Here is a 25,693-nt window from a genome sequence, read left to right as displayed (position 1 = left end):
CTGTCACACGAAACTGACATCAGTTTCTTTGCGTTTTTTGTAGTGCGTCACGGCGATCGCAATCATGATGGTGCCGCCTACCACGATGTTCATGAAGTAATTCGATACCCCCACCAGGTTGAGGCCGTTCTTCAGAATGGCGATCAGGAAAACGCCCATCAGCGTGCCGCTGACTGTGCCTTTGCCACCCATCAGACTGGCTCCGCCCAGCACCGTAGCCGCCAGCACATCAAGTTCGCCGCCAACCAGCGCATTGGGAACGACTTCTCCCATACGATAGACTTGCACCAGCCCGCCAATCGCCGCCATTGCGCCCAGCCAGCCGTAGGCGAAAACGTGGATCAGGCCGACGCGGATACCAATACGGCGCGCAGACTCCGCATCACCCCCCACGGCATAGAGCTGGCGTCCGAGGTTGGTTTTGTTCAGCAGTAAGGCAGTAATGGCGGCAATCAGCAGCATAGTGGCCAGCGGCAGGCCGACCTGAAAGCTCTCCCCCTGCCAGCTGAACGGCAGTACATTGCGCAGCGTGATCCACCACTCCGGCAGTGAGTAGAGGCTACGACCACCGGTGACCCACATCAGTAGCCCGAACAGCAGCGACTGCATGCTAATGGTGATGATGATGGAGACCACCCGCAGCGTGGTGATCAGTAACGCGTTTATCACCCCGAACAACGTGCCGCACACCACTGCCAGCAAAATGCTGAGCAGTGCATTATCGAACTGGTACTGTACAAACAGTGATGCGAGCAGGTACTGCACCACTGAGGCGACTGCCGCGAAGGAGATATCGATACCGCCGGTAACCAGCACGACAAACAGACCTAGCGCAAAGATGCCGGTGACCGCGTAGCTCTCCGCCAGATCCAGCAGATTCTGCATGGTAAGAAACTGCTCGCTGGCAACCGAGAAAAACAGAATGAACGCCAGCAGCACCCAGGCGAGCCAACCCTGACTGGAGTGCGGACGAAAACGGGAAAAGTCAGGCATTGATCACCTCCGCCAGCTGCTGCTGCTCGACGCTATCGGGTTGATACTCGGCATGGATCGTGCCATTACGGAAATGCAGAATGCGGTCGCAGTTGTACCAGACCTCTGGCACCTCATCGGAAATCAGAATGATCGACAGCCCCTCTTTCGCCAGCTCGTGGATCAACTGGTAAATACTGGCTTTTGCACCTACATCTACGCCGACGGTGGGTGAGTCGAGGATCAGAATGCGCGGCTGCGTCAGCACCCATTTCGCCAGCACAATTTTCTGCTGATTACCGCCGGAAAGCGTGGAGATAGCGAGATTTGGATCGGCGACGCGGACGCCAAGCTGCTGAATCCACTGCAGGATCAGCTTGTTTTTACGGTATTCATCAATCAGGTGAAACCGGTTTTGCAGCTTGTCGAGGATGGGCAGCACCATGTTGTCTGCCACCGACTGCTGCTGCACCAGGCCCAGCGTCAGACGATCTTCCGACACGTAGCCGATACCCGCTTTGATCGCATCTTCATGACCACGAAAGCGCACCGGCTTACTGTCGAGCCAGATTTTACCGCTGTCGGGACGTGTCATGCCAAACAGCGACAGCGCCAGTTCAGTGCGTCCGGAACCGAGCAGGCCGCACAGCCCGAGCACCTCGCCTTCATACAGTTTAAAATTGACGTCGTGATACTGGCCGGCGCGGGTTAAATTTTCTATCTCCAGAATGGCGCGATTGCCGTTGCGCGTCGGCGCTTTCAGCTGGTAGTCGAGTTTCAGGCCGGTCATCAGCTCTGTCAGGTGGTGCGGTGTCATCTCGCGCGCGGGCCAGCAGCCCATTTTGTGTCCGTCGCGAATCACCGTAACGCGGTCAGAGATCTCCAGCACCTCATCCAACCGGTGGCTGACAAATACCACGCAGATATTTTTATCTTTAAGGTAGCGCACGGTTCGCAGCAGTTGATTCACCTCGGTGCGGGTCAGGGAGGCGGTCGGCTCATCCATGATCACCAGTCGTGCATCGGCGACCAGCGCACGGCAGATCGCCACCTGCTGCCGCTGAGCAATAGAGAGCGCGGCGACCTTCTCATCCAGATCGAGATCAAACTTCAGTTCGGTAACAATGCTGTGCGCGCTTTCACGCAGGCGTGCGCTGTGGTGCCATCGCAGCAGGCCATTGAGGTTATGCTCGAAGGCGATATTCTCTGCCACACTGAGATTGGGAAACAGCGACAGGTCCTGATAAATCACCTGGATACCGAAGTCACGCGCCTGTCGGGTAGTGAGGCGTGGCTGCGGCAGGCCGTCGCCCAGTGTGATGCAACTGCCACTGTCCGGGGCGTGTACCCCTGAGATAACCTTGATCAGCGTGCTCTTGCCGCAGCCGTTGGTACCAGCGAGACAGTGCACTTCGCCTGCCAGTAAGGTCAGTGAGATATCGCTCAGTGCGCGGTTGCCACCAAATGTTTTCGACAGATTCTCGAGCACAATCAGTGTCTGTGGAGTGACCTCTTGCATATCAGAGCCCCATTTTTACCAGTTTTGGCAGATTTTCTTTATCCAGGCTCTCTGTGTTGTTACCGAGAATGGTGTGCGTGGCTTCATCCACTTTTACCTTGCCCAGCCCTTCAATCGTTATGCCGTCAGTAATGGGCTCTTTCTTATGCATCATGTCTGCGATACGCACAAAGACTTCGCCCGCAGTCTGCGGATTCCAGATGTAGCCGCCTTTGATGGCGTTACGCTGCACCAGGGAGGCACCTTGTCCCGGACTGAATGAGCCAATCACGCACACCTGGTCGATTTTTTTACGGTTCATGACCGCACGCCCGGCGCCAATCGGTCCCTGTGAACCAAACGCCATGATCCCTTTCAGATCGGGATATTTGGACATCAGCTCATTGGTGGTGCGAATGGAATCATCCAGCGATTCGCCGACGCCAAATTTGTCAATGACCAGCTGCATTTTGGGGTAGTGCTCTTTCTGATAATTGAGTGCAGCGTCGGTCCACTGTTGATGCAGTGGCACCGTCAGGCTGCCAACATACATGGCGTATTTGCCTTCTTCATTCATGCACTTCGCCAGCGCTTTCATATGGTTAATGCCATGCGTAGCCGCATCGACCAGTTCGAAATCCCAGTTGGCGCCCTGCTGGCCGGGTGACTCATGGGTGATGACTTCGATACCGGCATTGCGCGCCCGTTTCAATACCGGCTCCAGCACTTTTGGATCGTTCGGTACAACGCCGATGATATCGACTTTCTGCGCAATCAAATCTTCGATGGCGCGTACCTGTAGTGCCGGATCAGCCGCGGTGGGCCCTACCATCCACGCATCAATTCCGCGCTTCGCTGCTTCACTTTTAATTCCTGCTTCCATGGCATTAAACCAGGGAATACCGCCAATTTTGACCACAATACCCATACGCAATTTGTCAGCGGCTTGCGCACCGGTGGCGGCAAAGAGGGCAAGCAGAGAGCAGGCGATAAGATGCTTTTTCATACAGACTCCTGATTAGTTTTTAATTAGCTGCATGGACTGAAAACGCTGAGAACAAACGATAACGTTAACGCCATTCCACGCCAGTTCCTGTTCCAGTTCTTTATCTTTTAATTGGTCAGTAATAAGAAAATCGACGTCGCGGTAATGGCATATACGGGCAAAAGAGGGCCGCAGAAATTTACTGCCATCCATTAAAAGATGTTTTCTTTCAGCGGCCAGCAGCATCTGCTGCTTCAGATGTGCATTATTTTCATTACCTTCGCGCAAATATCCGTCGTTACCCAGACTGCTACAGGAAAAAAATATTTTATTTATCTGAAATTCGCGCAGCGGCTGCTCAGCCACCACGCCGTGAAAATCTTCATCCCGATCGGAATATTCACCGCCCAGACAGATAGTACGAATACTGCCGCGTGCCGCCAGCGTCTGCACGATGCGCAGAGAATTGGTTAATACCGTTAATTCAATGTCGGGCAGTTGTCGCGCCAGATACCAGCAGGAAGTACTACTATCCAGCAAAATACAGTCACCGGGACTGATAAAATCTAGCGCGCGTTTGGCAATCATCATCTTGGCATCAACGTGCTCATTAATACGCTGACGAAAAGATAATTCGTTATGGTCTTCATTAGCCGTTCTGCTATTTCCCTGAATGCTGGCGCTATGTTTTTTTATCAGAACGGCGCCGCCATGGCTGCGTTGCAATAATCCGCGTTTTTCCAGCTGGTTTAAATCACGGCGAATAGTTTCCTGTGAAACCTGACATAATGTGACCAGTTCTGAAGCAATTACACGACCATTTGTATTAAGTTCATTAATAATTCTTTGCTGTCTTTCAATCGGCAACATACTTATCCTCCGATGACTATAAATTACTGGAAGCGAACACGGGAAAATGTGGACTGGGCAGGAGTCCACGTGGGTAAATAGGGCTGGCTTTTATTAAGTGATATAGTCGAAATATTTTATGCAAAGTAGTGCAATAAATTGCATGTAAAAGTGATGTTCCTCACGTATTTTGCTTCTCCAGGCTGGTGGCGATTACAAACAGGGTTAACAGACTATATAGGGATCGTTGCTGTGACGTGACTGTTTATGACCGTTTGTGTGGATTTGACCGTTTAAACTCAGCCTTTGGCTCTCCTGGGCATCGGAGTAAGCCACTTCAGGTGGCGAACAGTTTCTGGTGCGACTCTGGCCTGAACTGGTTGAATTGCTTTAACCAGGTGTGAGCCTTGATCTCAGTAACACTGATATCACCTATTGCCGGAAATACATCTTTCTCAAGCGAGCGCCAGATATCCTCTGCGTAGTCTTCGGTCACGCTGGCTTTCTTGACATTCCACCAATGCTCCGCAACTAACAGGAAAGTGTTGGTTTTGTACTCTTGAGAATTTCTCACCTGTTCTTTCTGATGTTCCTGAGCATCAATATCTTTCGCCAGCAGTGCTCGGGATTCCGCTCTGAGTTTACGCACATCAGAAAGTGAGACGGCAGGGTAGGCACCCAAACTCTGTTTGGTTCGCTGCTTTGTCAGAGGTCGATAGTAACGGAACTGCCAGAGCTTACTGATCCTACCCGCGAATAGTGGACACACGACTAAAATTATTATTTTCGAGGGTTTAATTCAAAAGCTAAAGCTAACAGGTAAATTGAATTTTTTAAAAATATAGTATTCCTGAAAATATAGGGGGGTATGTCTCCTTCTATAAAACACGTATATTAAATGTGGGAACTGAAATGATAATTTTAGTAAATAAAGCAAAAAATAAATATTTAACATGACGGAACAAAAAACTATAGGAGCAAGTCGTTTTGATTGTCCTTGTTCCGATTGTATATGGATTTTGGTTAATAATAAAATCTGGTGAGTTAATGGCTTAATTCTAAAAATTCCTTTTTTTATGTTGCGAGTTATCTACGTTCTTAACGGAGTTTAATATGAGTGCTAATAATATAGCAATAATTGCAATGCAGGCGAAGATAACGTATTTCTTCGCTTTTAATTGATTTGAAATGTGAGGTTTTCGATATTTCACTATAATAAAAAAAGAATGCAACTATTAAAATAAACCTCCCAGATTAAGTGGTTTTAAATAAAGAAATTAAAATACTCTGCATATGGCCCTAACTTATTGATGAAATCCATAACTACCACCTCTTATTAATATGTTGTATTTATATCAGTCATAAAGCCACTTTCCTGCTTTCGCTGATTCGGAAAACATTCTGATTGTTAAAGGTTTACGAGTTCGTTCTACATCTTTCCGTTTTAATTTAAACCATCTTGTAAGCAGTGGAGTATTCTCCCAAGGGAAATAATACGCCCATTTAACCTGTAATAAATCTACATTAAATTTTTTTTCAAATTTATCTAAAGCTTCATGCAGGTCATCGCCTGGAGCTTCAAATAAATCAGAGTCAAGTTCTAAAGGAATTTCTTTCCAATTGCTGTCTAAATATCCGGGAATCTCTTCACGGAAGAGTGCTAACACCTCTTGCTGAATTGTATCCATCAAAAGGATGTCCATTGTATACGATCTTTAGGGCGTGCTATTAGGTTGTATTTTGCCTGGGTTTTCCTTGATACCTGGTAAATTGAATTCACAAGACCAACCCATCCTAACCACGGAACATATCGTGCTATGACTGCGGCAAGATTATTTGTTTTTCGCATTCTTACACCAACTGGTGTAGGAACTCTGATACCAAAAGGAGTTCGTGCATTTCGTAAAAGTATTCTCCCATATCTGGAAATAACACTTGTCCCTTTGATTGCCTCTCCCGGTTTCGTTCTGGTTTTTAACCAGGGTTGACCAGCGAGGATAGCAGCACCTGACTCAATGCCAATCTCAGGTTCATCACAAAATTGCTCAAGGAAAATTACATCAAATAGTTCACCTGCTGACAGGTTCAATTGTCCGTGGTAGAAGTAGGTTCCGTTTAATTTTTCTGTCGTATCCATTCAATCACCTGTCAGGCTGTTTGCCGTTCATTCCAGGCATCGGTGAAAATTATGTTTCCATCACAATGCTTCCAGGTGATTTTCTCATACCTTAGCTCCACAGATTCAAGATGGTTGTTGTTCTTGTCTTCTGGGGAAGCCATTGTAGGGGAGATTGATACGATCCGAACTCCTTCAAGTAGCATGTTGAAGTATTCCACTTCCTGACCAGCATCGTTGATTTTGTACCATTTGATCTCAGCAGATTTCAGGTTTTAACCAGTAGCAACGGCTTTGTATAGGTATGGGCTGGAATAGTCGAATTCTTTTACGATGATCATTGGAGAATGCTGACGAGTGCCAGTAGGTTTGCCAGTGGCATTATCAGTGGGAATGGAGAGATTATGGTGAAACCCCTTAAACTCTATACTGAACTCCCTGTCTGCAACATCACAGCCACCTTTAATTAGTGCTCCGCCATCGTCATAGAGCCACATATTACCGGGAATAGCCATGTTCTGTTTTCCTTATGTCGTTGTAAATCCCTGTAAATAGTGTATCTACTGAGTGAAGGTGAGTAAATAACCAATGTGTTGTTTTTTTGTTCTCTGGAGAGTTAGCTATCTGCTTCTAACTAACCGTAACCACATTTCCCAAAATGTATCCTGAATCGCCACGGGTTTAACAGACACCTCAGAGTCATTAAAGATGACCTGAAGAGAGGTGCCCATGAGCGGTAAGCGTTACCCCGAAGAGTTTAAAATTAAAGCAGTCAGACAGGTTGTTGATCGCGTTCATTCTGTTTCCAGCGTTGCAACAAGTCTTGATATTACCACCCACAGCCTTTACGCCTGGATAAAGAAATACGATCCGGACTCATCGACTAATAAAGAACAGTCAGATGCTCAGGCCGGGATCCGCCGTCTCCAGAAAGAGCTGAAGCGGGTTAACGACGAACGGGGCATATTAAAAACAGCCGCGGCGTATTCCGCAAAGCTGTCCGACTGAGGTACGCCTCTATCCGTGACAACACCTGTTGCTGGCCTGTTCGCCTGCTCTGTCGGGTGCTGGATGTTCATCCCGGTGGCTTTTACGCCTGGCTTCAGCAGCCGCATTCACAACGTCATCAGACAGCTCTGAGACTGATGGGACAAATCAAACAGTTCTGGCTTGAGTCAGGCTGCGTGTATGGTTATCGCAAGATCCATCAGGATCTGCGTGACACCGGGCAACAGTGCGGAGTAAACCGGGTCTGGCGGCTGATGAAGCGTGCCGGAATAAAAGCTCAGGTCGGGTACCGGAGCCCTCGGGCACGTAAAGGTGAAGCCAGCATAGGGGCACCCAACAGGCTCAATCGGCAGTTCAATCCGGATGCTCCGGATGAGCGTTGGGTAACGGACATAACCTACATCAGGACCCACGAAGGGTGGCTGTATCTGGCCGTGGTTATTGATATGTTCTCACGCAAAATTATCGGCTGGTCCATGCAATCCCGGATGACAAAGGACTTTGTCCTGAATGCACTGCTGATGGCTATATGGCGGCGTAATCCCCAAAAACAGGTGCTGGTTCACCCGGACCAGGGCGGTCAGTACACAAGCCATGAGTGGCAGTCGTTCCTGAAATCACACGGCCTGGAGGGCAGCATGAGCCGTCGCGGTAACTACCACGATAATGCGGTTGCAGAAAGCTTTTTCCAGTTGTTGAAACGCGAACGATAAAGAGAAAGATCTATGGAACGCGGGAAGAAGCCCGCAGTGATGTTTTTGATTACATCGAAATGTTTTATAACAGTAAGAGTCGGCATTGTTCTGGCGATCAGATGTCACCGGCAGAATATTAAAGCAATTATTATCAACGGCTTGTAAGTGTCTGGATTATCCGTGGTGAATTATCCCCCATCATCCATATATTAGTAGTTACCGACATTCTCAGCGGATAGGTAAATGTCATCATACAGCGGTCAGTTCTGCCTCCCCAGTACATTTTCTCGTATGTTAACGTAGCAGTAGTACAGCATCGTTCCTGGGCGAATGGCCCAGCAGGCTTTTTTACTCCTTAAAAATTCACTTCTGGTTAAGTACATTGCTAAATTACTTTTATGATTTAAATCAATTAGTTAATTTTGATTTCGTTTTGCTTTTAACCCTGGCAATTTAGAAGTATTATTTTGGGATTAATCCGCTAGCCATACTTTTAGTCACTATTCTTTCGATGTGTGAAAAATAATTTTTAAGGTTGTTAATCATGGGGTTATGGTTTTTTTTAGCTACGCTTTATGTCATTTACGTTTTGTTTTTCAAAAAGAAAAAGAACAAATCCGCCGGGGTAAACACTTCCAAAACCTTCAAAGCACCACCAAAAGAATGGATCGCTGATATCAATAAAAAAGAGGCGGTTGTGCAAAACGATGATAGTGAAGACGATAACCTTGCAACTTTTACATTGAGTGGCGGCCGGGGTGTTGAACTTCGGGTGACAACCAATAATTACCGGAGCACCTCAAAATCAGCAGGTGTATTAGCTCGATGGGTCCTTCCGGGTGAAATGATAACTGTAGCTGGTGTAACAATCACTGGTGGTCACATTTACGTGGGGCAACGTATGAAGCCCTCCGGTCAGGAATCAGGCGGCTATTATGACGATGGAAGTGAGGCATCATTAATTGATGACACATGTAAGATAAAACCTACTTCTTATCTTTACGAGGACAGTTCATTAGGATACTGGCCCAGTTTTTCCTCTCTTTCCCCAGAAGCACGCGGTGCATATGTCAGTTGGCTCGCCAGCGATAGGTCTGATCCATCGTGTCCTATCGGCTATGTTTTTATCTACCTCTACGGCCTGGAAAGAAAAGCGCTCGTAGATTCCACTGACCCAAAATTCCCTGATGCTGAGTTCCGTAATCTGTTCAATGAAGTCGCTCGGTTAAGATCGGTATTCATTGAGAACCGATCATTCCGTGGATATTCGGCCCAATTACTCGAAGCCATGTCTATTCTGCGCCCGAACATGGGCTTAGCCACTGAGCTCGATAGCAATTCAGGTTTCAGCAATAGCATGCAATTTAAGCTGGCTCTGGCAAAAACTGTACATGAAGGAGTTCCTGTATCAGCTGAACTGGCGTTGAACTGGGTAATAAACCACACCGAGTATTCGCTGCGTACCCCGGCTCGCCGCTGTGCTAAAGAGTTTGCTGCGCTTTTCAAACGGCGTTACACCCTCAAATATGGTGAAGGGATGGTCGTTAAGGCGAATAAAACGCGCCTAAGGTTAGATTACACACCAGCAAGTCCTAGTTTGCGAGGTGTTCGACTTCCTGTTCCCGACCTGCCTGATCCAAGTGCGTTGAAGAGCCCTGTCCAGAAAATTATGACTCTTGCCGACATATGTACGGATGAGCTTGATGCTTATAGTCGCTACCTTGGTAGGAAAGGTACGTCAGTCAATGATACTGCTGCAATTATGTTGCTGCCTTCAGAGATCGTTAATGAAAGCGCAGAAAAAATATTAAGCTCATTCAAACGCTGGACTGATGAGGCGATCCTCAATAAGGAGGGGTTAGTCTCAGTTGCTGATTTTTGGGCCCATATGAATGCCAGCTGTCCAGCGAAGATTAATAAAAAAGAGGCCGACTTGATGCAGGCCTTTGCACAGAAGATGGGTTACTGTCTGGCACCTGATCCGTATTACCACCATGTGAAGGCAGACGTCGATGGCGCTCTTGTTCTATTCCCTGCCGGTGAAGGTGGACGCTTCTCACCTTCTCCTGAATTTATCTCAGCAGTAATGACGCTCAGATTAGGGGCGATGGTCGCCTTGATCGACAATTCTCTTGATCAAGCCGAGCAGAAAGTGCTTGAGAATGCCATCAACAACAATACTGGCTTCACCGATGATGAAAAGCGCTCTCTACATGCGTATTTAACGTGGCAGCTTCATACCCCAGCCAATATGACGGGAATGAAAAGCAGGATTGAGTTGATGGGGGCTGCGGAAAAAGCGGCTGTGGGCAAAGTTATCGTTAGTGTTGCCTGCTCGGATGGAACAATAGCGCCTGCCGAAATCAAACAGCTTGAGAAGATTTATTCAAGTTTGGGTCTGGATCCCTCATCTGTCTCGAGCAATATTCATCAGCATTCCGCAACTGAACATGATCTCGTCTCGTCTGTACCAACTGCTCAGCCAGCAGCAGGGTTCACACTGGATGCTAATGTACTTGCCCGCCACGAATCTGCCACGGATGATGTTCGTAAATTGCTGAACACAATTTTCACCGAAGAAGAACCGGAAGAGCCAGAAAGCGCTCCAGCCTCATCAACGGAGGCGGGGGGGCTTGACTCCGCACATAGCCAGCTTTATCGCAGTTTGCTGGAGAAAGAACAGTGGTCCCGGAAAGAGGCGACAGAATTGTGCGGAAATTTGAATTTGATGCTCGGCGGTGCGCTTGAGGTGATTAATGACTGGTCCTATGCGGTGGTTGATGCTCCGGTACTGGACGATGCCGATGATGATATCTGGGTTGACCTGGAAATTGCCAAAGAATTAGAGGGATAGTGAATGTCTGTAACACGTATAAGAGTGAAAGAACGCGACGCTATTATTCAGTCACTTAAGTCAGGTGTAACGCCAAGGATAGGCATTCAGCATATCCAGGTTGGCCGCGTGAATGAGATCACCGCTCTCCACCAGGATATTGAGAGGATTGCTGACGGTGGTGCAAGCTTCAGACTTATCATCGGTGAATATGGTTCTGGTAAAACGTTCTTTCTGAGTGTTGTGCGCTCTATTGCGCTAGAGAAGAAGCTGGTGTCAATCAGTGCAGACCTTTCTCCTGACAGACGCATTCACTCATCGGGAGGTCAGGCTCGTAATCTCTATTCTGAGCTTATGAAAAACATGTCCACCAGAAACAAGCCGGATGGTAATGCGTTACTTAGCGTTGTTGAAAGATTCGTTACGGAGGCAAGGAAGGAAGCTGACACGAACGGCTCCGAGGTTTCATCAGTTATTCATAAACGCCTGGCAGCACTATCAGATATGGTCGGCGGATATGACTTTGCGAAGGTCATTGATGCATTCTGGCGCGGGCATGAGCAGGATAACGAAACACTAAAATCCAATGCTATTCGCTGGTTGCGGGGAGAGTACACCACTAAAACTGATGCCCGTAACGATCTCGACGTTCGGACTATTATCTCAGACGCTTCATTCTATGACTCTTTGAAGCTGATGAGCCTTTTTGTCCGCCAGGCAGGCTATGCCGGTCTTTTGGTCAGCCTCGACGAAATGGTGAACCTCTTTAAACTGAATAATACGCAAGCAAGAACAGCGAACTACGAACAGATTTTGCGGATCCTGAATGACTGCCTGCAAGGCTCAGCCGAGAATATTGGTTTTATCCTCGGGGGGACGCCAGAGTTCCTTTTCGATCCTCGCAAAGGTCTTTACAGCTATGAGGCGCTCCAATCACGTCTGGCGGAAAATCGGTTCGCGCAAAAAGCAGGAGTGATTGACTACTCGTCTCCCACTTTGCATCTTGCCAGCCTCACCCCTGAGGAACTGTATATTTTACTGAGAAATCTTCGTCATGTTTATGCAGGCGGAGATCCAGAGAATTATCTGGTTCCAGATGAGGCACTGACTGGATTTCTGCATCACTGTAGTAAAACCATTGGAGACGCTTACTTCCGTACCCCCCGTAATACCATAAAAGGTTTCCTGGACATGCTGGCCGTGCTGGAACAAAACAGAACGATGAACTGGCAAACACTAATCAAGGGTGTGGCGATTGAAGAGGACAGGCCCAGCGAAATGGATGACGCCATTATAGAGGAAAGCGATGACGACGACGGACTGGCGAACTTCAAATTATGAGCAGTGCCTATGATAGTCTCGATCCCCGCGTCCGTAAGTGGGTTTACAAGCAGGGGTGGTCTACATTAAGGCCCTTGCAGGAGAGTTCTATCCCGGCAATTTTAGCCCGTGATCGAGACGTGCTAATCAGTGCAGGCACAGCAGCGGGTAAAACAGAGGCTTTCTTTCTTCCTGCCTGTTCGGCAGTTGCAGATCTCACTAATGGATTTGGCATCGTCTATATCAGTCCGTTGAAGGCATTGATTAACGATCAGTACCGTCGTCTTGAGAGCCTTGGAGATGCATTGGAAATGCCAGTGACTCCCTGGCACGGGGATGTACCACAAAGCAAAAAGAAGAAGGCTCGGACAAACCCTGCTGGCATTTTACTGATTACACCTGAGTCACTTGAGTCTTTGCTCATAAATTCAATGGGCTGGCTCAAACAGGCGTTTTCGTCAGTCGCATACATCGTTATTGATGAGTTTCATGCTTTCATTGGCTCAGAGCGTGGTGTACAGCTGCTTTCTCTGCTCAATAGAATTGACCATGTGTTAGGACGCCTGGTAAATCCAATTCCCCGCGTTGCGTTGAGTGCCACGCTGGGGGAACTGGAGAAAGTACCCGAACTTTTGCGCCCGGACAAACGACTACCCTGCGTAACTGTTACAGATAGTAAGAGCGAGGCCACTCTTCAGGTACAGGTCAAAGGTTATCTGGAGCGAGTGCTCCAAAAAGAAGAAGAACTTCAGAGTTCAGCTGAACATGACGTTTGCGCTGACATTTTTAGACTTTGCCGTGGCGATTCTCATTTGGTCTTTGCAAACAGTCGAAAGCGGACTGAAAGCATTGCTGCCACGCTGAGCGACATGTGTGAGGAACATATTGTTCCCAATGAATTCTTTCCCCACCATGGTTCCCTTGCCAAGGAATTGCGGGAAGCGCTTGAAACTCGTCTTCAGAAAGGAAATTTGCCCACAACAGCTGTTTGTACAATGACGCTTGAGTTGGGAATTGATATCGGTAAGGTTAAGTCGGTTATCCAAGTTACGCCTCCGCATACTGTTTCCAGTCTGCGTCAGCGTATGGGACGTTCTGGGCGACGCGACTCCCCATCAGTTCTAAGAATGCTAATTACAGAAAATGAGCTCACTGTGACTGGCAGTATCGTTGACCACCTACGGCTGCATTTGGTCCAGTCGATGGCAATGATAAGATTGATGATCTCTAAACAATGGTTTGAGCCTGCCGATTCCCAGCAGATGCATTACTCCACGCTGCTACACCAGATTCTTGCAATTACCGCGCAATGGGGCGGAGTTCGTGCTGATCAACTCTGGTCACAGCTATGTCAAACAGGCCCGTTCCGTAATGTGGATATAGGCGATTTCAAAAGCCTGCTTAAACATATGGGAGCATGTGGCTTGCTCACTCAACTCGCTAGTGGAGAAATGGTTGTTGGGGCAGAGGGGGAGAAACTGACTAACCATTACACGTTTTATGCCGTGTTCAACACACCAGAAGAGTTCCGCATTGTCACCGGAAACAGAACCCTTGGAACAGTGCCTGTGGACTCCCCACTGCTACCAGATCAACACATCATCTTCGGTGGGCGGCGCTGGAGAGTGACAGAGATCGAGACAGAGAAAAAAGTTATCTATGTAGAGGCGACCAAAGGCGGTCAGCCACCACAATTTAGTGGGGGGGGAATGTCTGTTCATGATGCCGTTCGTCAGGAAATGCTCGCTATCTATAGGGAAGGTGATTACCGCATAGTAATAGGTAGCAAGAGAGTAGATTATGCCGATTCTGCCGCCAGAAGCCTATTTGCGGAAGGCAGTCGTAACTTCCAGAGTTATAACCTGCAAAATAAGTATTTTCTTACGAGCGGCCAATACTGTTACATCCTCCCATGGATGGGAGATAAGGTTGTCAATACGATTACAGCCTTGCTCATACGTTGTGGCTTTAAAGCTAATTCATTGGCTGGAGTTATAGAAATTGACGGCTCAAGTATCACTTCTGTTCAACAGGCCCTTAAAGACCTGCTGCTGTCAGGCTTGCCCTCAGCGTTTGATCTTGCTGTAAATGTTCCAGAAAAGTACTTAGATAAATATGATGAATATTTACCAGAGTTTCTGCTTGCGAAAGGTTTTGGGGAAAAAGCGTATGACATTGAAGGCGCGTGTACCTGGCTGAAAGAACATCTTCAGTAAACTGGTTACATAAAAAGGGGGAGATGTTCCCCCTTAAGCTTGAGGCCGATTGATGATATCAATTTTTGCTCTTGGCTCGGATCTGCCAGAAATCGAGGTCATAAGGTCTGCTTTGAGCGAGGAGCGGACATTAGCCTTACAAGCATAACTGAACTGTACGCAGGATCTCTAAAATCGAATGGTTCGGTTAAGTGCAGTGCTTACAAGACAAGCATCGCGTGTAGTCTTGGGTGAGATTGATTAAATTATTTTGTGGGGATATGATTCAAACAAAAGATCCTTAAATGAGGTTGTTATGTCATACATTCGAGTAGAGAAAGATGGCCTGCAGTATGAAGGTGAGTATTTCTGTGAAGAGAATATGGTTACAGTCTTTGGGGTTAGAGGAGGACAGTCCAGCGTGGTTCTTAATGGGATGACAGAAATCGCTGCTGCTCGTACTGCGTTGCGAAATCTTATTAGAGAAAATCAGATTGATCCTCTAACTGATTAAAAATGGTCCATATTTACTAACGGCCTATTTGAGATATTTTAGATCAAATTTATTCTGAAAGTTAGATTGGAGTGAGAAGCGGGCATCAAACCGTTATCACTAGCAATAAGTTGTTTAAATTAAATAATGAAATAATCAGGTGGTAACATAATGGATGAGAACACTGCAATTGGAACAATAAAAATGGATATCACTTAATAAGTGTAGTAAAGTCCATTTTATATATTCCTGTAAATTTATGAGATACTTCCATGAGAACCGACAACTTAAGAATGATTGAGAGTGGGGAATATGTTTTCGATATGTTATTGGATAGTGGTGAATTATACTATACAAGTCACTCTTTTGACACGAAGGAAGATGCAAATAGCTGGATGGAAGAGTGGCAAACTTGGGCAAATAGTGTATCGAGTGGAAAAGTAAGTAGTATTTATTATATTTTACAAGTACCTGATACTTGGGCCGGTTCTTCAGATAAAAATAATCCTTATTCGGGGCTTTATGTGAAAATAGGACGTTCCAATAATGTGCTAAAAAGATTGTCTAACTTACAAACAGGTACCTTTGGTCAATTAATATTACACGCTTTGGAACCTGGCGGATCAGAAAAAGAAAATTATCTACATGAAAAATTTAGCAACGAAAGACGTCAAGGCGAATGGTTTATATGTACTAAAGAACTTACTAAGCATATATTTACAACATGGTTTAGAAATAAGATGCTCCCACCATAACATCAAATGAAACTAATGCAACTCGCAGAAAGAATTGGTATTTATTCGCATATACATAGTCTAATGGGGGGGAAGCCCGATTTAGTAAACCCATCAATTAGTGAACCTTGGGAATGCGAAAAATATGTTTTCGTTGATTTGGTTTATAGCTCTTTAGCAAAGCAAGTTAATAATAAAAAATAAGTTTTTATCTTTTAACCATACAGTTAATGATTCATTAATGAATGAGGTGATTTAAAGTTATGAAGTTTTAATAAGTTCCAGAATTTTTTCTCATCCATTGGTTAAAGAATTATATAATAATATCTGCTTCTGGCACACAGCAGACAAGTACCTGCCGATAAAGGTCTGCTGAGAGCGAAGAGCGGACGTTATGAGTAGCTTGCTAGTTCAGTTTTTTAAGTTAAGATATTGTGTTGCCGCAGTAGCTTGCTCAAGTGAGGAACGTAAAGTTCCTGCTCGAAATGCTGGGAACAAGGTTTTAGTAGGTTAACCATATAAACTAAAAAAATTTAACGAGGTTAGAATGAGGCGGTTTTGTACTGTACTGGTTTTGTTAAGCATGGCTTATTTCATTATAGGTGGTTTATTTGCGTATTTAAATAAATTGGAACTGCCAATTTATTTAAATGGGATGGCTATTGTAGGTTTTGTAATGACTATTGTTTGCATCTATTCATTGTCGAAGCCTGCTATTACACAGTCAGATTTAGAACAGCTTGAGGCCACTTCATTAGAGTCCATAACTAAGACTATTAGTGAGTTAAAATCCCTAAAAACGAATAAAAACTCAACTCAAGAAGAAATCTTAGATCTTGAGAAAAAAAGAAAGGAAATGGAGCTTTTAGTAAAGAAAGCCAGTATGGCATTGTTTTTCCGTGAGCAACTTAATTACCATGAAAGACGTATACTTTCAGAAATAAAGGGAAGTGAAACCCTCAACCATAGTTTGTCAGAGATAAAAGAAATAAAAGGAAAACTTAAGGCATTGGATGAAGAAATTGCATGTGATCCAGAAGTTGAGTTTCTGCGTTCAATACTTTTGGAAGCAAGCAGGCGAACGCCAACACTCGATGAGCTAACAGAGGGTATGCCATTTATATTTAGAATTATGGCTCGCTCAACACAGTTAATACTTGGGAATAAGATATAAAAACCTGTTGCATACATTTACATCACAATTGCTCATGGTTTCACATCGAGCAATTGTGGGTGAAAGTTATTCACAATCAATTGGTTATTGAGCGTGGGAATCTTGAGCCTTACACTCTGCTAACCAGATAAATCTCTAATTCATCGGTCATTTTTTAGTGCATTCCAGTCAAGATGATTATTCGGCGTTAGAATTTTTGAGGGCTCAACATAATCGGCATCAATCCCCTCATCACCAATTCCAGTACGGCAAAATTCAATCCCCATCGAGTTGCATATTATATTCATGGCTTCAAATAATGCCGAAGGCATTCTATGCCCTGCTATTACTCGTCGAACTGGTTTATCTAAGTAAAACCACTCATTCGTTTGCAAAATCCTAACTTCCTGTTCGTATTCCCATTCTCGATATTTAGAGGATAAAACTTGGTTAGCAAGTTCATCAGGACTAGAAATATTGGGCATTGCTAAATTTGCAAATACACCTCTATATTCAATTTGTTTAATACTGTGATGATTGTCTGGGATTTCAATTTCGATAGCGCAACCATCAAACCCCCCAGCATAGTGAGCCCAAAGTAAATGAGACTCATATGTAGCTGAAAGAGAACAAACCTTAAGCCGTTTCTTTTCTTCTATTATCTGCTGAATTTCTTTTTTATAGTCGTAACCATCAGATGTTTGATGAGAGAAAACAAACATCCCTTCCATTGGGTCATTCAACATTTTCCAGTCAGAGCAAAAAAGCCTACGATTAAAAATTATATCTAGGGTAAATGCTATTTGAGAAGCCGACCTAAATTTATATGCTCTCATGATTTTTTGATTCCTTATCTAACACAAATAACCGAGACAGGTGGGGAATTTAAAAGACAGTAGATGATATCATATAGACTGACATTTTTTGTTGTGTATTAGATAATGTTAGCAATGTCCGCTATTGGCTGTGAGTTCAATGGGTCGATGCAACGCTATCCTTAATCAAGGGGGACATTGTCATGAAACGAAGAACTCGGATTAACTACACGCCAGAGCAGAAGGCAATTATCTGGGACAGATATAAGCAAGGTGATTCTCTACATGATATCGCCAGAATGTTCGACAGATATCATTCTTCTATTATGCCCACTATCCACCAGACAGGCGGCTACCGTCCTCCCGTGCGAAAACGGCACCGATTAGCGCTTTCGCTTGATGAAAGAGAGGAGATATCCAGAGGGCTGGTAGCAAAACTCAGCATCAGGGACATCGCCGCCAAATTATCATGAGCGCCCTCAACGATTAGCCGCGAGGTCAGGAGGCACGGAGGTGCCAATCAATACCGAGCAGCAAAAGCCGATGCTACTGCGTGGGAAAATGCGCTGAGACCAAAACCTTGCAAGCTAATTGAAAGCCCCGCATTGTGTAAAATCATTGCAGAGAAGATGCATCAGGACTGGTCGCCGGAACAGATCGCCGGTTGGCTGAAACGCTGTTATCCGGATAATCAGGAAATGCATGTGTCACACGAAACGATTTATAAAACGCTTTTTATACAAACCAGGGGAGCATTAAAAAAAGAGCTGCAGCAATGCCTCAGAAGCGGAAGAGCAGTGCGTAGATCCAGAACGTCATCGCTTAAAGGGAAAGGATTAGGGTCAATCCCGAACACGATACCTATCAGCGAAAGGCCACCAGAGGCGACTGACAGAGCCATTCCAGGTCACTGGGAAGGTGACTTGATTCAGGGCTCGAAAAACTCCTATATCATCACCCTCGTAGAACGCCATTCCCGTTTTGTTATGCTGGCGAAGATCAGAGACAACAAGACCATAACGGTTATATCTGCACTCATCAGACAAGCCTGGGAATTACCTGCTGAGCTTTATAAAACATTAACTTGGGATCGTGGCGCTGAAATGACCAGCCACACACGATTTACTGTAGCGACAGACATTCAGATTTATTTTTGTGATCCTCAATCTCCCTGGCAACGTGGCTCAAATGAAAATACGAACAGATTGCTCAGACAATATTTTCCAAAAGGAACTGACTTATCGGTTCACAGCCAGCAAAGACTTAACAGTGTTGCCAGACAGCTCAACGAAAGGCCGAGAAAAACGCTAGACTATGAATCACCCGCAGAACGGTTCAACAAGTGTGTTGCGTCCATCAGTTGAACTCACTAAACGGGCTAAAGCAGACTGATTTGATGAGATAAGGGTATAGATGAATTCTCCATACCCTTGAACGATTACTTCCCAGTTGATTTGCTTGGTTTCAGTCCTGGGGTATTGCCGGGTGTATCCTTATTATCACGTCTGCGTTGATCGGGTTTTCCTGTTGATTTTGCGATTGGTTTTGGACCAGGTTTAAGCCCCATAATCATACTCCTTAGCCATGTCAGAGGTTATTCCCCAGTGTGGATATAAGGGGAGCGGTAAGAATTATCAAGCTTGGATGGGCGGTGAAAAGTGACTGCTTGATTATTATGTGAGCAATGTCAGATTTTAACACATAGCGGCCAGCCCATTACTGAAGTTAGCCAAAAATGAGTCGCGATGAGCCCTCAATAATGAGGGCCACCTCGGAGATTGTTAGGCTGATTTCGCCAATTGCCGATGCAGGACCTGAAGGCTAGTTCCCGCCCCTGTCCATGCAGCAGCCGAGCCGATCACATACAGGTTTTGCTTGGCGCGTGAGACGGCTACATTGATTATGTTTGGTGGGCTTGCCGCCCACTGACGTGCTCTTTGCTGACTCGCTTTCGGCGCACCCAGCAACAGAATTACCGTGTCCGCCTCTCGGCCCTGGAACGTGTGGATTGTGCCTACACGATCACGGCACCATTCATCCAGCTTTACGCCGAACGTTCGCAGCAGATCAGTTTCACTGTCGAGACGCCGACGCATGTTCTGCTCTACGATCTTGAATGGTGTGATGATAAATACGTCCGGATTTGTAATGCCCGATGCTGCCAGCTCTTTGAGCATTCGCACAACCGCTTCGCCCTCGTCGGGACACCACTTCGTCTCAGCATCGCCATTGATATCCACCCAGTGAGATCTCCCCAAAGCCGAGCCTATAGATCCGGGTTTTTTAGGCCCGACAGCATGGACCATCTGCCCGGCATAGGCGATGGAGTTAGAAACATCAAACATTGGGTTCTGGCAACGCCTGTGAACGAGCAATGGCAGCCCGACTTCTCGATCACCTACGTCCATGACGAAGGTGGATTTGAAGCGCGATGCCTGATCAGCAAGGGTCTGCGTAGATGCTGCGGGGGCAGACCATTCGACTTGGTCAATGTCAAAGAACTTGCAGATTTCGGCGTTCAGCTTTTCAGGAAGTGAAACTACAGGTGGGATTTGCAACGGGTCACCTACCACAATGGAGCGCTTTGCCCGCATGATAGCTCCAACTGCTGCCTGAGGAACGGCTTGGCCCGCTTCATCTACCAGAAGCCAACCAATGCTCTCTGGTGGCAGATCCCCGAACATCGTCCGAACAGAGGCGAATGTCGTGGACACGGTCGGCACAACCACGAAAAGGCTTGACCAAAGGTCGGGAAGAAGTTCACGGTGAGCGGAAGACTGGAAGGCACCAGCTACCATGCCTGACATCAATAACCCAAGATTGTGTTGCAAGCGGCTGGCCGAAGCATCGATGAACGTTTTATGCACAGTCAGGGCAGCGGCGAAAAGATCCTCCCGCAGGCGATGAACCTCATCGGGAAGCCATGGCGCAGTGAGGTGGATAGCCTCGTGCTCGCGCTCGAAGAACCTCTCATCAACGACCCTGTCTCCCATGCGGTTTCGTGCCTCTGCCTCGGTTGCCTTCAATTTCGAGACAGCCTGACATTTGCTGGAAATTTCCTTGTCGAGTTGCTGTAACTGGGACTCAGTATTGCTCCACTCAGCCCTTGCAAGCTCTAGGGCACCGTCCGTCCCCTGCGCCCGTATGACTGATTGCTGCAAGGTCGTCGAGAGCTTCTGCAGTGTCGATCTCCACGACTTCCAGGCCGCAGTCGCAAACAAACGGGAGAAGAAACCTGGACGGCAAGCAAGATGGCTGTCGAGCATGATCTTGTCCTGCTCGATCTGCGATTTTGCCTTCTCATGCTCTCGTTGGCAGGATTCAGCAGTCTTGTGTGCCTCTTCGACGGCTTCATTCAGACTCGGTCGACGCTGTTCAGCCCTTTGAAGTTCGGTGATCGCTCCCTTGAGCGCCTGGATATCCCGTCGCATCTCTTCGATGCTGGCGATTTCGGCGTCTACCGTCTCCTTAAGTTTAAGAAAGGCGGTTCGCGCTTTCCGCCAGGCCGCAGCAGCATCCGCTTCGTTGGTGCTGGGCCGCTCATTGACAACCACGCTGGGCATCACACGATCGATGGTTTCGCCAGTTCGCTCGTCCTTGATCTCACGCATGACATTTATGCCGCGAGCTGCTTTCAGGTAGGTAAGGAAACCACCGTCTTCATTCCACCAGAAACCTTGCTGAAACGCGCCTCGGTTGCTGCTCTTGCCGAGAGCCGCGGCGATCAATCCCCAGGTTTCGACAGGGTCGGAGGGGATGTCCCCCTCGGCCTCGGCTTCGAAATAGCCGGCGCGTTTGGGATTCGCAATCAGGTCGCTGATGGACCGGAAGTAGGCGATCTGTTCATGGCGACCATTGGCTTCCTTGAGAGGAAGCTCTTTACTGACGTTCTCGACCGCTTTGTTATTGGAGGACGCTACAACGATCTCATGGCCCTTTAAGGATGCATGTAACTTGTAGAAGTGCAGGAATGCATTGGAGCCGAATGCCAGCTTCTCGCCTGTTGTGGAAAAGGCATCCTGCGGTTTATTGAAGCCGGACATCGCCGTGGCCCGATCAAGAATGCACCCAACGACGATATCCCGGAGAAGAGTGGTCTTACCGGTTCCCGGAGGCCCATTGACGCCGATGATACCTGGAGCATCATTCAGCTCAGCACGCGCCGCATTCACGGCAGCCTGTTGAAGCAACACCAGTGGATGGCCGCCTTTCGAAGGCCAACGAGCCTGCGGCATGAGCGACGGTGCGACGAACGGCTCAACTGCGGAAATGGGCGATAGCACGTCGATTTTCTGGTCAGGTCTGCCAATTCCCATGTAGCGGCGCAAACCGGCTCCGGCTTTGCCCGTCTCGAGCAATTTGGTTGCTTCACCGAGATCTTCAAGATAGAAGGAATTCAGTAACGAAGGTTCAGGCGGCACCTTGGCCTTGAAATGATAAAACACCTTAATCGCGAATGTGGGTGGCTCAACCAAATGCTCGGGTACACCGAACTGAGACACAAGCCATTTATAAGCGTTTAGAACGACATCCAAATCGATCGGTATGGGTTCTCCATCCTCGTTGTGGCGGCGAACTATTCGATCCAGATGCTCGATAATGCGCGGCTCAACATTCGGCCAATTCCCTAAGCTCCCAAGCTTAAGATCGAGAGCCGGCTTGAGTGCCCAGGCAAAACTGGACACGGCAACGCCTTTTTCCTCAAGCACATAGCCTTCTTTGTCGATCAGGATCGAGCCGATGGCTGCTTTCTTACCGTCCGGGCGTGAACGCTCCTCATCCTCGCCAAAAACCTTGACCAGCTCGTCCGTCGCCTTGTCAAGAGCGATGGAGCCGAGGACGACCTCGAAATAAAGCTTATAACTGGGCTTGCTGCGGGCATTTGGTCCCCATGGAACACCTCGCTCCAATAGAGCAACCCTGGAACGGTCGCCGGTTGCCATATCCTCTGGGCGTTTATAACCTTGAGGCGACAGTGCTTCGAGGGCTGTCCATGCTGCCAGTATTGCTCGCGCATCATTCGCCTTATCCGACGGAGAGAAAGACGGGAGTGGACCTAGATCGATTTGGCCTTTGTCGAATTGCTGTCGCTTGGCAGTGTCTGGGATAGCCTTCGGTTGCAGTTGCTCTACAGCTGCAGGTGCTTTGTGGGGCACAGCTTGAGAAAATTGTATGGACGCCGAACCAGGATTACATGTTGATGGGCTGGAAGCCGACATGGCGACCTTGCTGCGGTCGCTAAGTGCAGTTAGAGATTGCTCGATTTTAGACGTCAGCGTCCGCGCCCTGGCAGTGTTGCGAAAGGTCAGCTCGCTCAACAGCTGTTCAAGTTCACTAACATTGTTGCGGGACTGTTCGAAGATTGCTTCCAGATCGAAGATAGATTTTTGCGCATACTGCCGTGTCTTCATTTATTTCTACGGCTCCATATCCCTTCAGTAAAGAGATATTATGCTAATTTGCTTGTTTTCTAAAACTATTAACTTCGGCTTGAAATATAAAGTCTCATTCGGCCCACTATTAAAGTGGGAACCGTCATTAATTATCCGTCACCCCGCTTAACGCTCTCCTCTCATACCCCCCTCTATCATACTTCCGCGATCAGCAACCATAACAAAATCAGCCCACCATTGCATCATCGGTCGCCGCTGCTCAAGGTAATCGCTTCGATTATAGGCACGACGTACCTCATTTTTGTCCACATGGGCAAGCGCTGCCTCAATAACATCGGGTGGAAATCCTTCCTCATTGAGTGCAGTACTGGCGATAGAACGTAAACCGTGTGATACGAGGACACCTCCTAAGCCAGCACGCTTAAGGGCTGCATTCACAGTCTGGCTGTTCATTGGCTGGGTAGGCTTAATGCGACTGGGAAAGATAAACTCTCGGCCACCACTGAGTGACTTCATCATTTCCAGAATAGAGAGAGCTTCATTGGATAGTGGAACAGTATGGTCCCGGTTCATCTTCATTCGGGCTGCTGGAATTTTCCATTCGCTAGCAACAAAATCGATCTCATCCCATCTAGCCTCAGCAGCTTCGGTAGGACGGGTGATGGTGAGAAGCTGCCACATGAACAGACACCGCGTGGACACACTGATACTTGCTTTACGCATTGTTTGCATTAACTGTGGAAGTTGATCCGGGCGGATACTCGGCATATTTTTCTTCTGCGGTTTCTCGAATGCTTTCCCAATGTTTACGCTGGGAACCGCATCAATCAGGCCCGTGTTCTGCGCATAAATCATGACTTCGTTAATACGCTGACAAAGGCGGCGAACAGTTTCTAATGCCCCTCTGGCCTGAACAGGTTGAACTGCTTTAACCAGAGTATGAGCCTTAATCTCAGTGACACTGATATCACCGATTGCGGGGAAAACATCTCTCTCAAGCGAGCGCCAGATATCGTCAGCATAGTCCTCTGTTACGCTGGCTTTCTTCACATTCCACCAACGTTCGGCGACTAACAAGAAAGTATTGGTTTTGGCCTCTTGTGAATTTCTGACCTGTTCTTTCTGATGTTCCTGCGGATCAATGTCTTTCGCCAATAAAACTTTAGATTCAGCTCTGAGTTTACGTGCATCAGAAAGCGAGACGGTAGGGTAGGCACCGAAGCTCTGTTTGGTTCTCTGCCTGGTTAGAGGCCGATAGTAACGGAATTGCCATAGCTTACTACCGCTGGACTTGATTAGCAGAGTAAGCCCGTCACCATCATACAGCTGGTAATCGGCATCTTTAGGTTTGGCGGCTTTGATTTCCGTATCGGTTAACGGCTTGGTTTTTCTTGCCATGGGGAGTCCCCATGCGTTTAGGCCCAACGAAAACAATAGAGCTTTTCGTTGGGCCTATCAATGGGCCTAAAATGTTCGGATTTAATTAGTTCTCTTCGGACTTCGCGGGATAAATTGAGGGCACAAAAAAGCCCGCAGGGCTTGCGCCGTGCGGGCTCTTAGGACTTCATCGGATGACTCTGGTAATCACCGATGGAGAATTTTGGTGGAGCTGGCGGGAGTTGAACCCGCGTCCGAAATTACTACACCGTCGGCACTACATGCTTAGTCAGTTTTTACATTCGCCGGTTAGCTGCGAACAGACACGCCACTAACAGACTAGCCTGATTGGATTTAACGCTTCAACCCCAGGCAAGGCATCCACGCGATCTCTTTTGGGTTTGACTTCTCTTGATCCCCGTCTTAAGAGCGGAAGCTAGGGAGAGAAGGCTCTAAGCAGGTTATTAAGCTGCTAGTGCGTAGTTTTCGTCGTTTGCGACTATTTTTTTGCGGCTTTTTACGAGGCAAACCGCCCCTCGGCATGCTCCTAAGGCTTCACAATCCCGTCGAATCCAGAATCAGCCCCAGAACTTCAAATACTAGCAAAAAAGCAGGTCAGAATCCAGCGCTTAACGCTTTGAATTCTTCATGATACGTGCTTTATCCAGTTGCCATTCGCGGTCTTTGATATCGTCACGTTTATCATGCTCTTTCTTACCGCGGGCAACACCAATCTTCAGTTTACACCAGGCGTTCTTCCAGTAGAGCGAGAGCGCTACGATGGTATAACCTTCGCGATTGACGCGGCCATACAGTGAATCCAGCTCACGTTGCTTCAGCAGCAGCTTGCGGCTACGCGTGGGATCGCACACCACATGGGTGGAGGCAACGGCTAAGGGTTGAAAGGTTGAACCAAACAGGAACGCTTCGCCATCGCGCAGCAGAATATAGCTGTCGCTGATGTTGGCTTTGCCGGCACGAAGTGATTTAACTTCCCATCCTTGCAACGATAATCCCGCTTCATACTCCTCTTCGATGAAGTATTCGTGGCGGGCGCGTTTGTTCATGGCAACAGTGGCAGAACCGGGTTTGTGTGATTTTTTCTTTGTCATAGTGCGGCGTATTTTACATCACTTAGTCGGTTATCGCATCCCCAGTCCAGCGGGGCAGCAGGAAACGGGATATTCTAGCACACCCTTACTCGGGGGCATTTTTGTTTAATCGCTGAAAATGCTATTATTCAGCGGTTTCGTGATG

At 47.3% G+C, this 25,693-nt stretch carries 16 protein-coding genes, 1 other RNA gene and 4 pseudogenes; 8 read left to right on the top strand and 13 right to left on the bottom strand.

Annotated features, from left to right (window positions below; translation table 11 throughout):
• Window positions 1–3 precede the first annotated feature (3 nt).
• From AC6I8D_RS15180 to AC6I8D_RS15145, 8 genes and pseudogenes are all read right to left on the bottom strand, one after another.
• Window positions 4–993 carry an ABC transporter permease gene (locus AC6I8D_RS15180; RefSeq protein WP_094106392.1) on the bottom strand — a complete coding sequence of 330 codons (990 nt, stop codon included), beginning with the start codon at window positions 991–993 and terminating at the stop codon, window positions 4–6.
• Window positions 986–2,491 (bottom strand): sugar ABC transporter ATP-binding protein, encoded by a 1,506-nt coding sequence (locus AC6I8D_RS15175; RefSeq protein WP_316554653.1) that lies wholly within the window; start codon window positions 2,489–2,491, stop codon window positions 986–988. Before AC6I8D_RS15175 ends, AC6I8D_RS15180 begins: the two co-directional genes overlap by 8 nt.
• Window position 2,492: 1 nt before the next feature.
• Complete coding sequence (locus tag AC6I8D_RS15170; RefSeq protein WP_031376610.1) at window positions 2,493–3,476, bottom strand: substrate-binding domain-containing protein; 984 nt, start codon at window positions 3,474–3,476, stop codon at window positions 2,493–2,495.
• A 12-nt stretch (window positions 3,477–3,488) separates the two neighbouring features.
• Window positions 3,489–4,325: a DeoR/GlpR family DNA-binding transcription regulator gene (locus tag AC6I8D_RS15165; protein WP_497820420.1), complete on the bottom strand. Its 837-nt coding sequence runs from the start codon at window positions 4,323–4,325 to the stop codon at window positions 3,489–3,491.
• A 317-nt stretch (window positions 4,326–4,642) separates the two neighbouring features.
• A pseudogene (locus AC6I8D_RS15160) lies at window positions 4,643–5,046 on the bottom strand (phage integrase central domain-containing protein); the annotation flags it as partial.
• Between the two features lie 613 nt (window positions 5,047–5,659).
• On the bottom strand, window positions 5,660–6,007 hold the full coding sequence (locus AC6I8D_RS15155) for a DUF1493 family protein (RefSeq protein WP_497820419.1): 348 nt from the start codon (window positions 6,005–6,007) through the stop codon (window positions 5,660–5,662).
• Window positions 5,992–6,441: an STM2901 family protein gene (locus AC6I8D_RS15150; protein WP_312055176.1), complete on the bottom strand. Its 450-nt coding sequence runs from the start codon at window positions 6,439–6,441 to the stop codon at window positions 5,992–5,994. Before AC6I8D_RS15150 ends, AC6I8D_RS15155 begins: the two co-directional genes overlap by 16 nt.
• A gap of 11 nt (window positions 6,442–6,452) precedes the next feature.
• Window positions 6,453–6,935, bottom strand: a pseudogene (locus tag AC6I8D_RS15145) (Hcp family type VI secretion system effector).
• A gap of 214 nt (window positions 6,936–7,149) precedes the next feature.
• Here AC6I8D_RS15145 and AC6I8D_RS15140 point away from each other — a divergent pair.
• The 7 genes and pseudogenes from AC6I8D_RS15140 to AC6I8D_RS15110 all read left to right on the top strand — a co-directional run bounded on the left by AC6I8D_RS15140 (window position 7,150) and on the right by AC6I8D_RS15110 (window position 16,872).
• Window positions 7,150–8,263, top strand: a pseudogene (locus tag AC6I8D_RS15140) (IS3 family transposase).
• 404 nt (window positions 8,264–8,667) lie between these two features.
• Window positions 8,668–10,977 (top strand): TerB N-terminal domain-containing protein, encoded by a 2,310-nt coding sequence (locus AC6I8D_RS15135; RefSeq protein WP_497820418.1) that lies wholly within the window; start codon window positions 8,668–8,670, stop codon window positions 10,975–10,977.
• Between the two features lie 3 nt (window positions 10,978–10,980).
• Window positions 10,981–12,297 (top strand): ATP-binding protein, encoded by a 1,317-nt coding sequence (locus tag AC6I8D_RS15130; RefSeq protein WP_497820417.1) that lies wholly within the window; start codon window positions 10,981–10,983, stop codon window positions 12,295–12,297.
• On the top strand, window positions 12,294–14,492 hold the full coding sequence (locus AC6I8D_RS15125) for a DEAD/DEAH box helicase (RefSeq protein ID WP_497820416.1): 2,199 nt from the start codon (window positions 12,294–12,296) through the stop codon (window positions 14,490–14,492). Before AC6I8D_RS15130 ends, AC6I8D_RS15125 begins: the two co-directional genes overlap by 4 nt.
• A 295-nt stretch (window positions 14,493–14,787) precedes the next feature.
• On the top strand, window positions 14,788–14,985 hold the full coding sequence (locus AC6I8D_RS15120) for a hypothetical protein (RefSeq protein WP_014226449.1): 198 nt from the start codon (window positions 14,788–14,790) through the stop codon (window positions 14,983–14,985).
• A gap of 251 nt (window positions 14,986–15,236) precedes the next feature.
• A complete protein-coding gene (locus AC6I8D_RS15115) occupies window positions 15,237–15,719 on the top strand; it encodes a GIY-YIG nuclease family protein (protein ID WP_497820415.1) in 483 nt (160 codons plus the stop codon).
• 562 nt (window positions 15,720–16,281) lie between these two features.
• A complete protein-coding gene (locus AC6I8D_RS15110; protein WP_000323020.1) occupies window positions 16,282–16,872 on the top strand; it encodes a hypothetical protein in 591 nt (196 codons plus the stop codon).
• 140 nt (window positions 16,873–17,012) lie between these two features.
• Here AC6I8D_RS15110 and AC6I8D_RS15105 read toward each other — a convergent pair whose 3' ends face one another.
• The gene (locus tag AC6I8D_RS15105) at window positions 17,013–17,687 is read right to left on the bottom strand and encodes a hypothetical protein (RefSeq protein ID WP_497820414.1); all 675 of its coding nucleotides are present in this window, start codon (window positions 17,685–17,687) and stop codon (window positions 17,013–17,015) included.
• Window positions 17,688–17,869: 182 nt separating this feature from the next.
• Here AC6I8D_RS15105 and AC6I8D_RS15100 point away from each other — a divergent pair.
• Window positions 17,870–19,030, top strand: a pseudogene (locus AC6I8D_RS15100) (IS30-like element ISCfr4 family transposase).
• 417 nt (window positions 19,031–19,447) lie between these two features.
• Here AC6I8D_RS15100 and AC6I8D_RS15095 read toward each other — a convergent pair.
• The 4 genes from AC6I8D_RS15095 to smpB all read right to left on the bottom strand — a co-directional run bounded on the left by AC6I8D_RS15095 (window position 19,448) and on the right by smpB (window position 25,548).
• Window positions 19,448–23,077, bottom strand: coding sequence for a DEAD/DEAH box helicase (locus AC6I8D_RS15095; protein ID WP_497820413.1), 3,630 nt, complete (start codon window positions 23,075–23,077; stop codon window positions 19,448–19,450).
• A gap of 147 nt (window positions 23,078–23,224) precedes the next feature.
• A complete protein-coding gene (locus AC6I8D_RS15090; protein WP_497820412.1) occupies window positions 23,225–24,457 on the bottom strand; it encodes an integrase in 1,233 nt (410 codons plus the stop codon).
• 203 nt (window positions 24,458–24,660) lie between these two features.
• Window positions 24,661–25,022: a transfer-messenger RNA gene (gene ssrA, locus AC6I8D_RS15085) on the bottom strand.
• A 43-nt stretch (window positions 25,023–25,065) separates the two neighbouring features.
• Window positions 25,066–25,548 (bottom strand): SsrA-binding protein SmpB, encoded by a 483-nt coding sequence (gene smpB, locus AC6I8D_RS15080; protein WP_046288168.1) that lies wholly within the window; start codon window positions 25,546–25,548, stop codon window positions 25,066–25,068.
• Between the last annotated feature and the right edge of the window lie 145 nt (window positions 25,549–25,693).

The organism is Pantoea sp. X-Soil-MYKO-1785, assembly GCF_059730675.1.
Note: the sequence above shows the minus strand (reverse complement) of the source record. Positions and strands in the feature narration are given on the sequence as shown.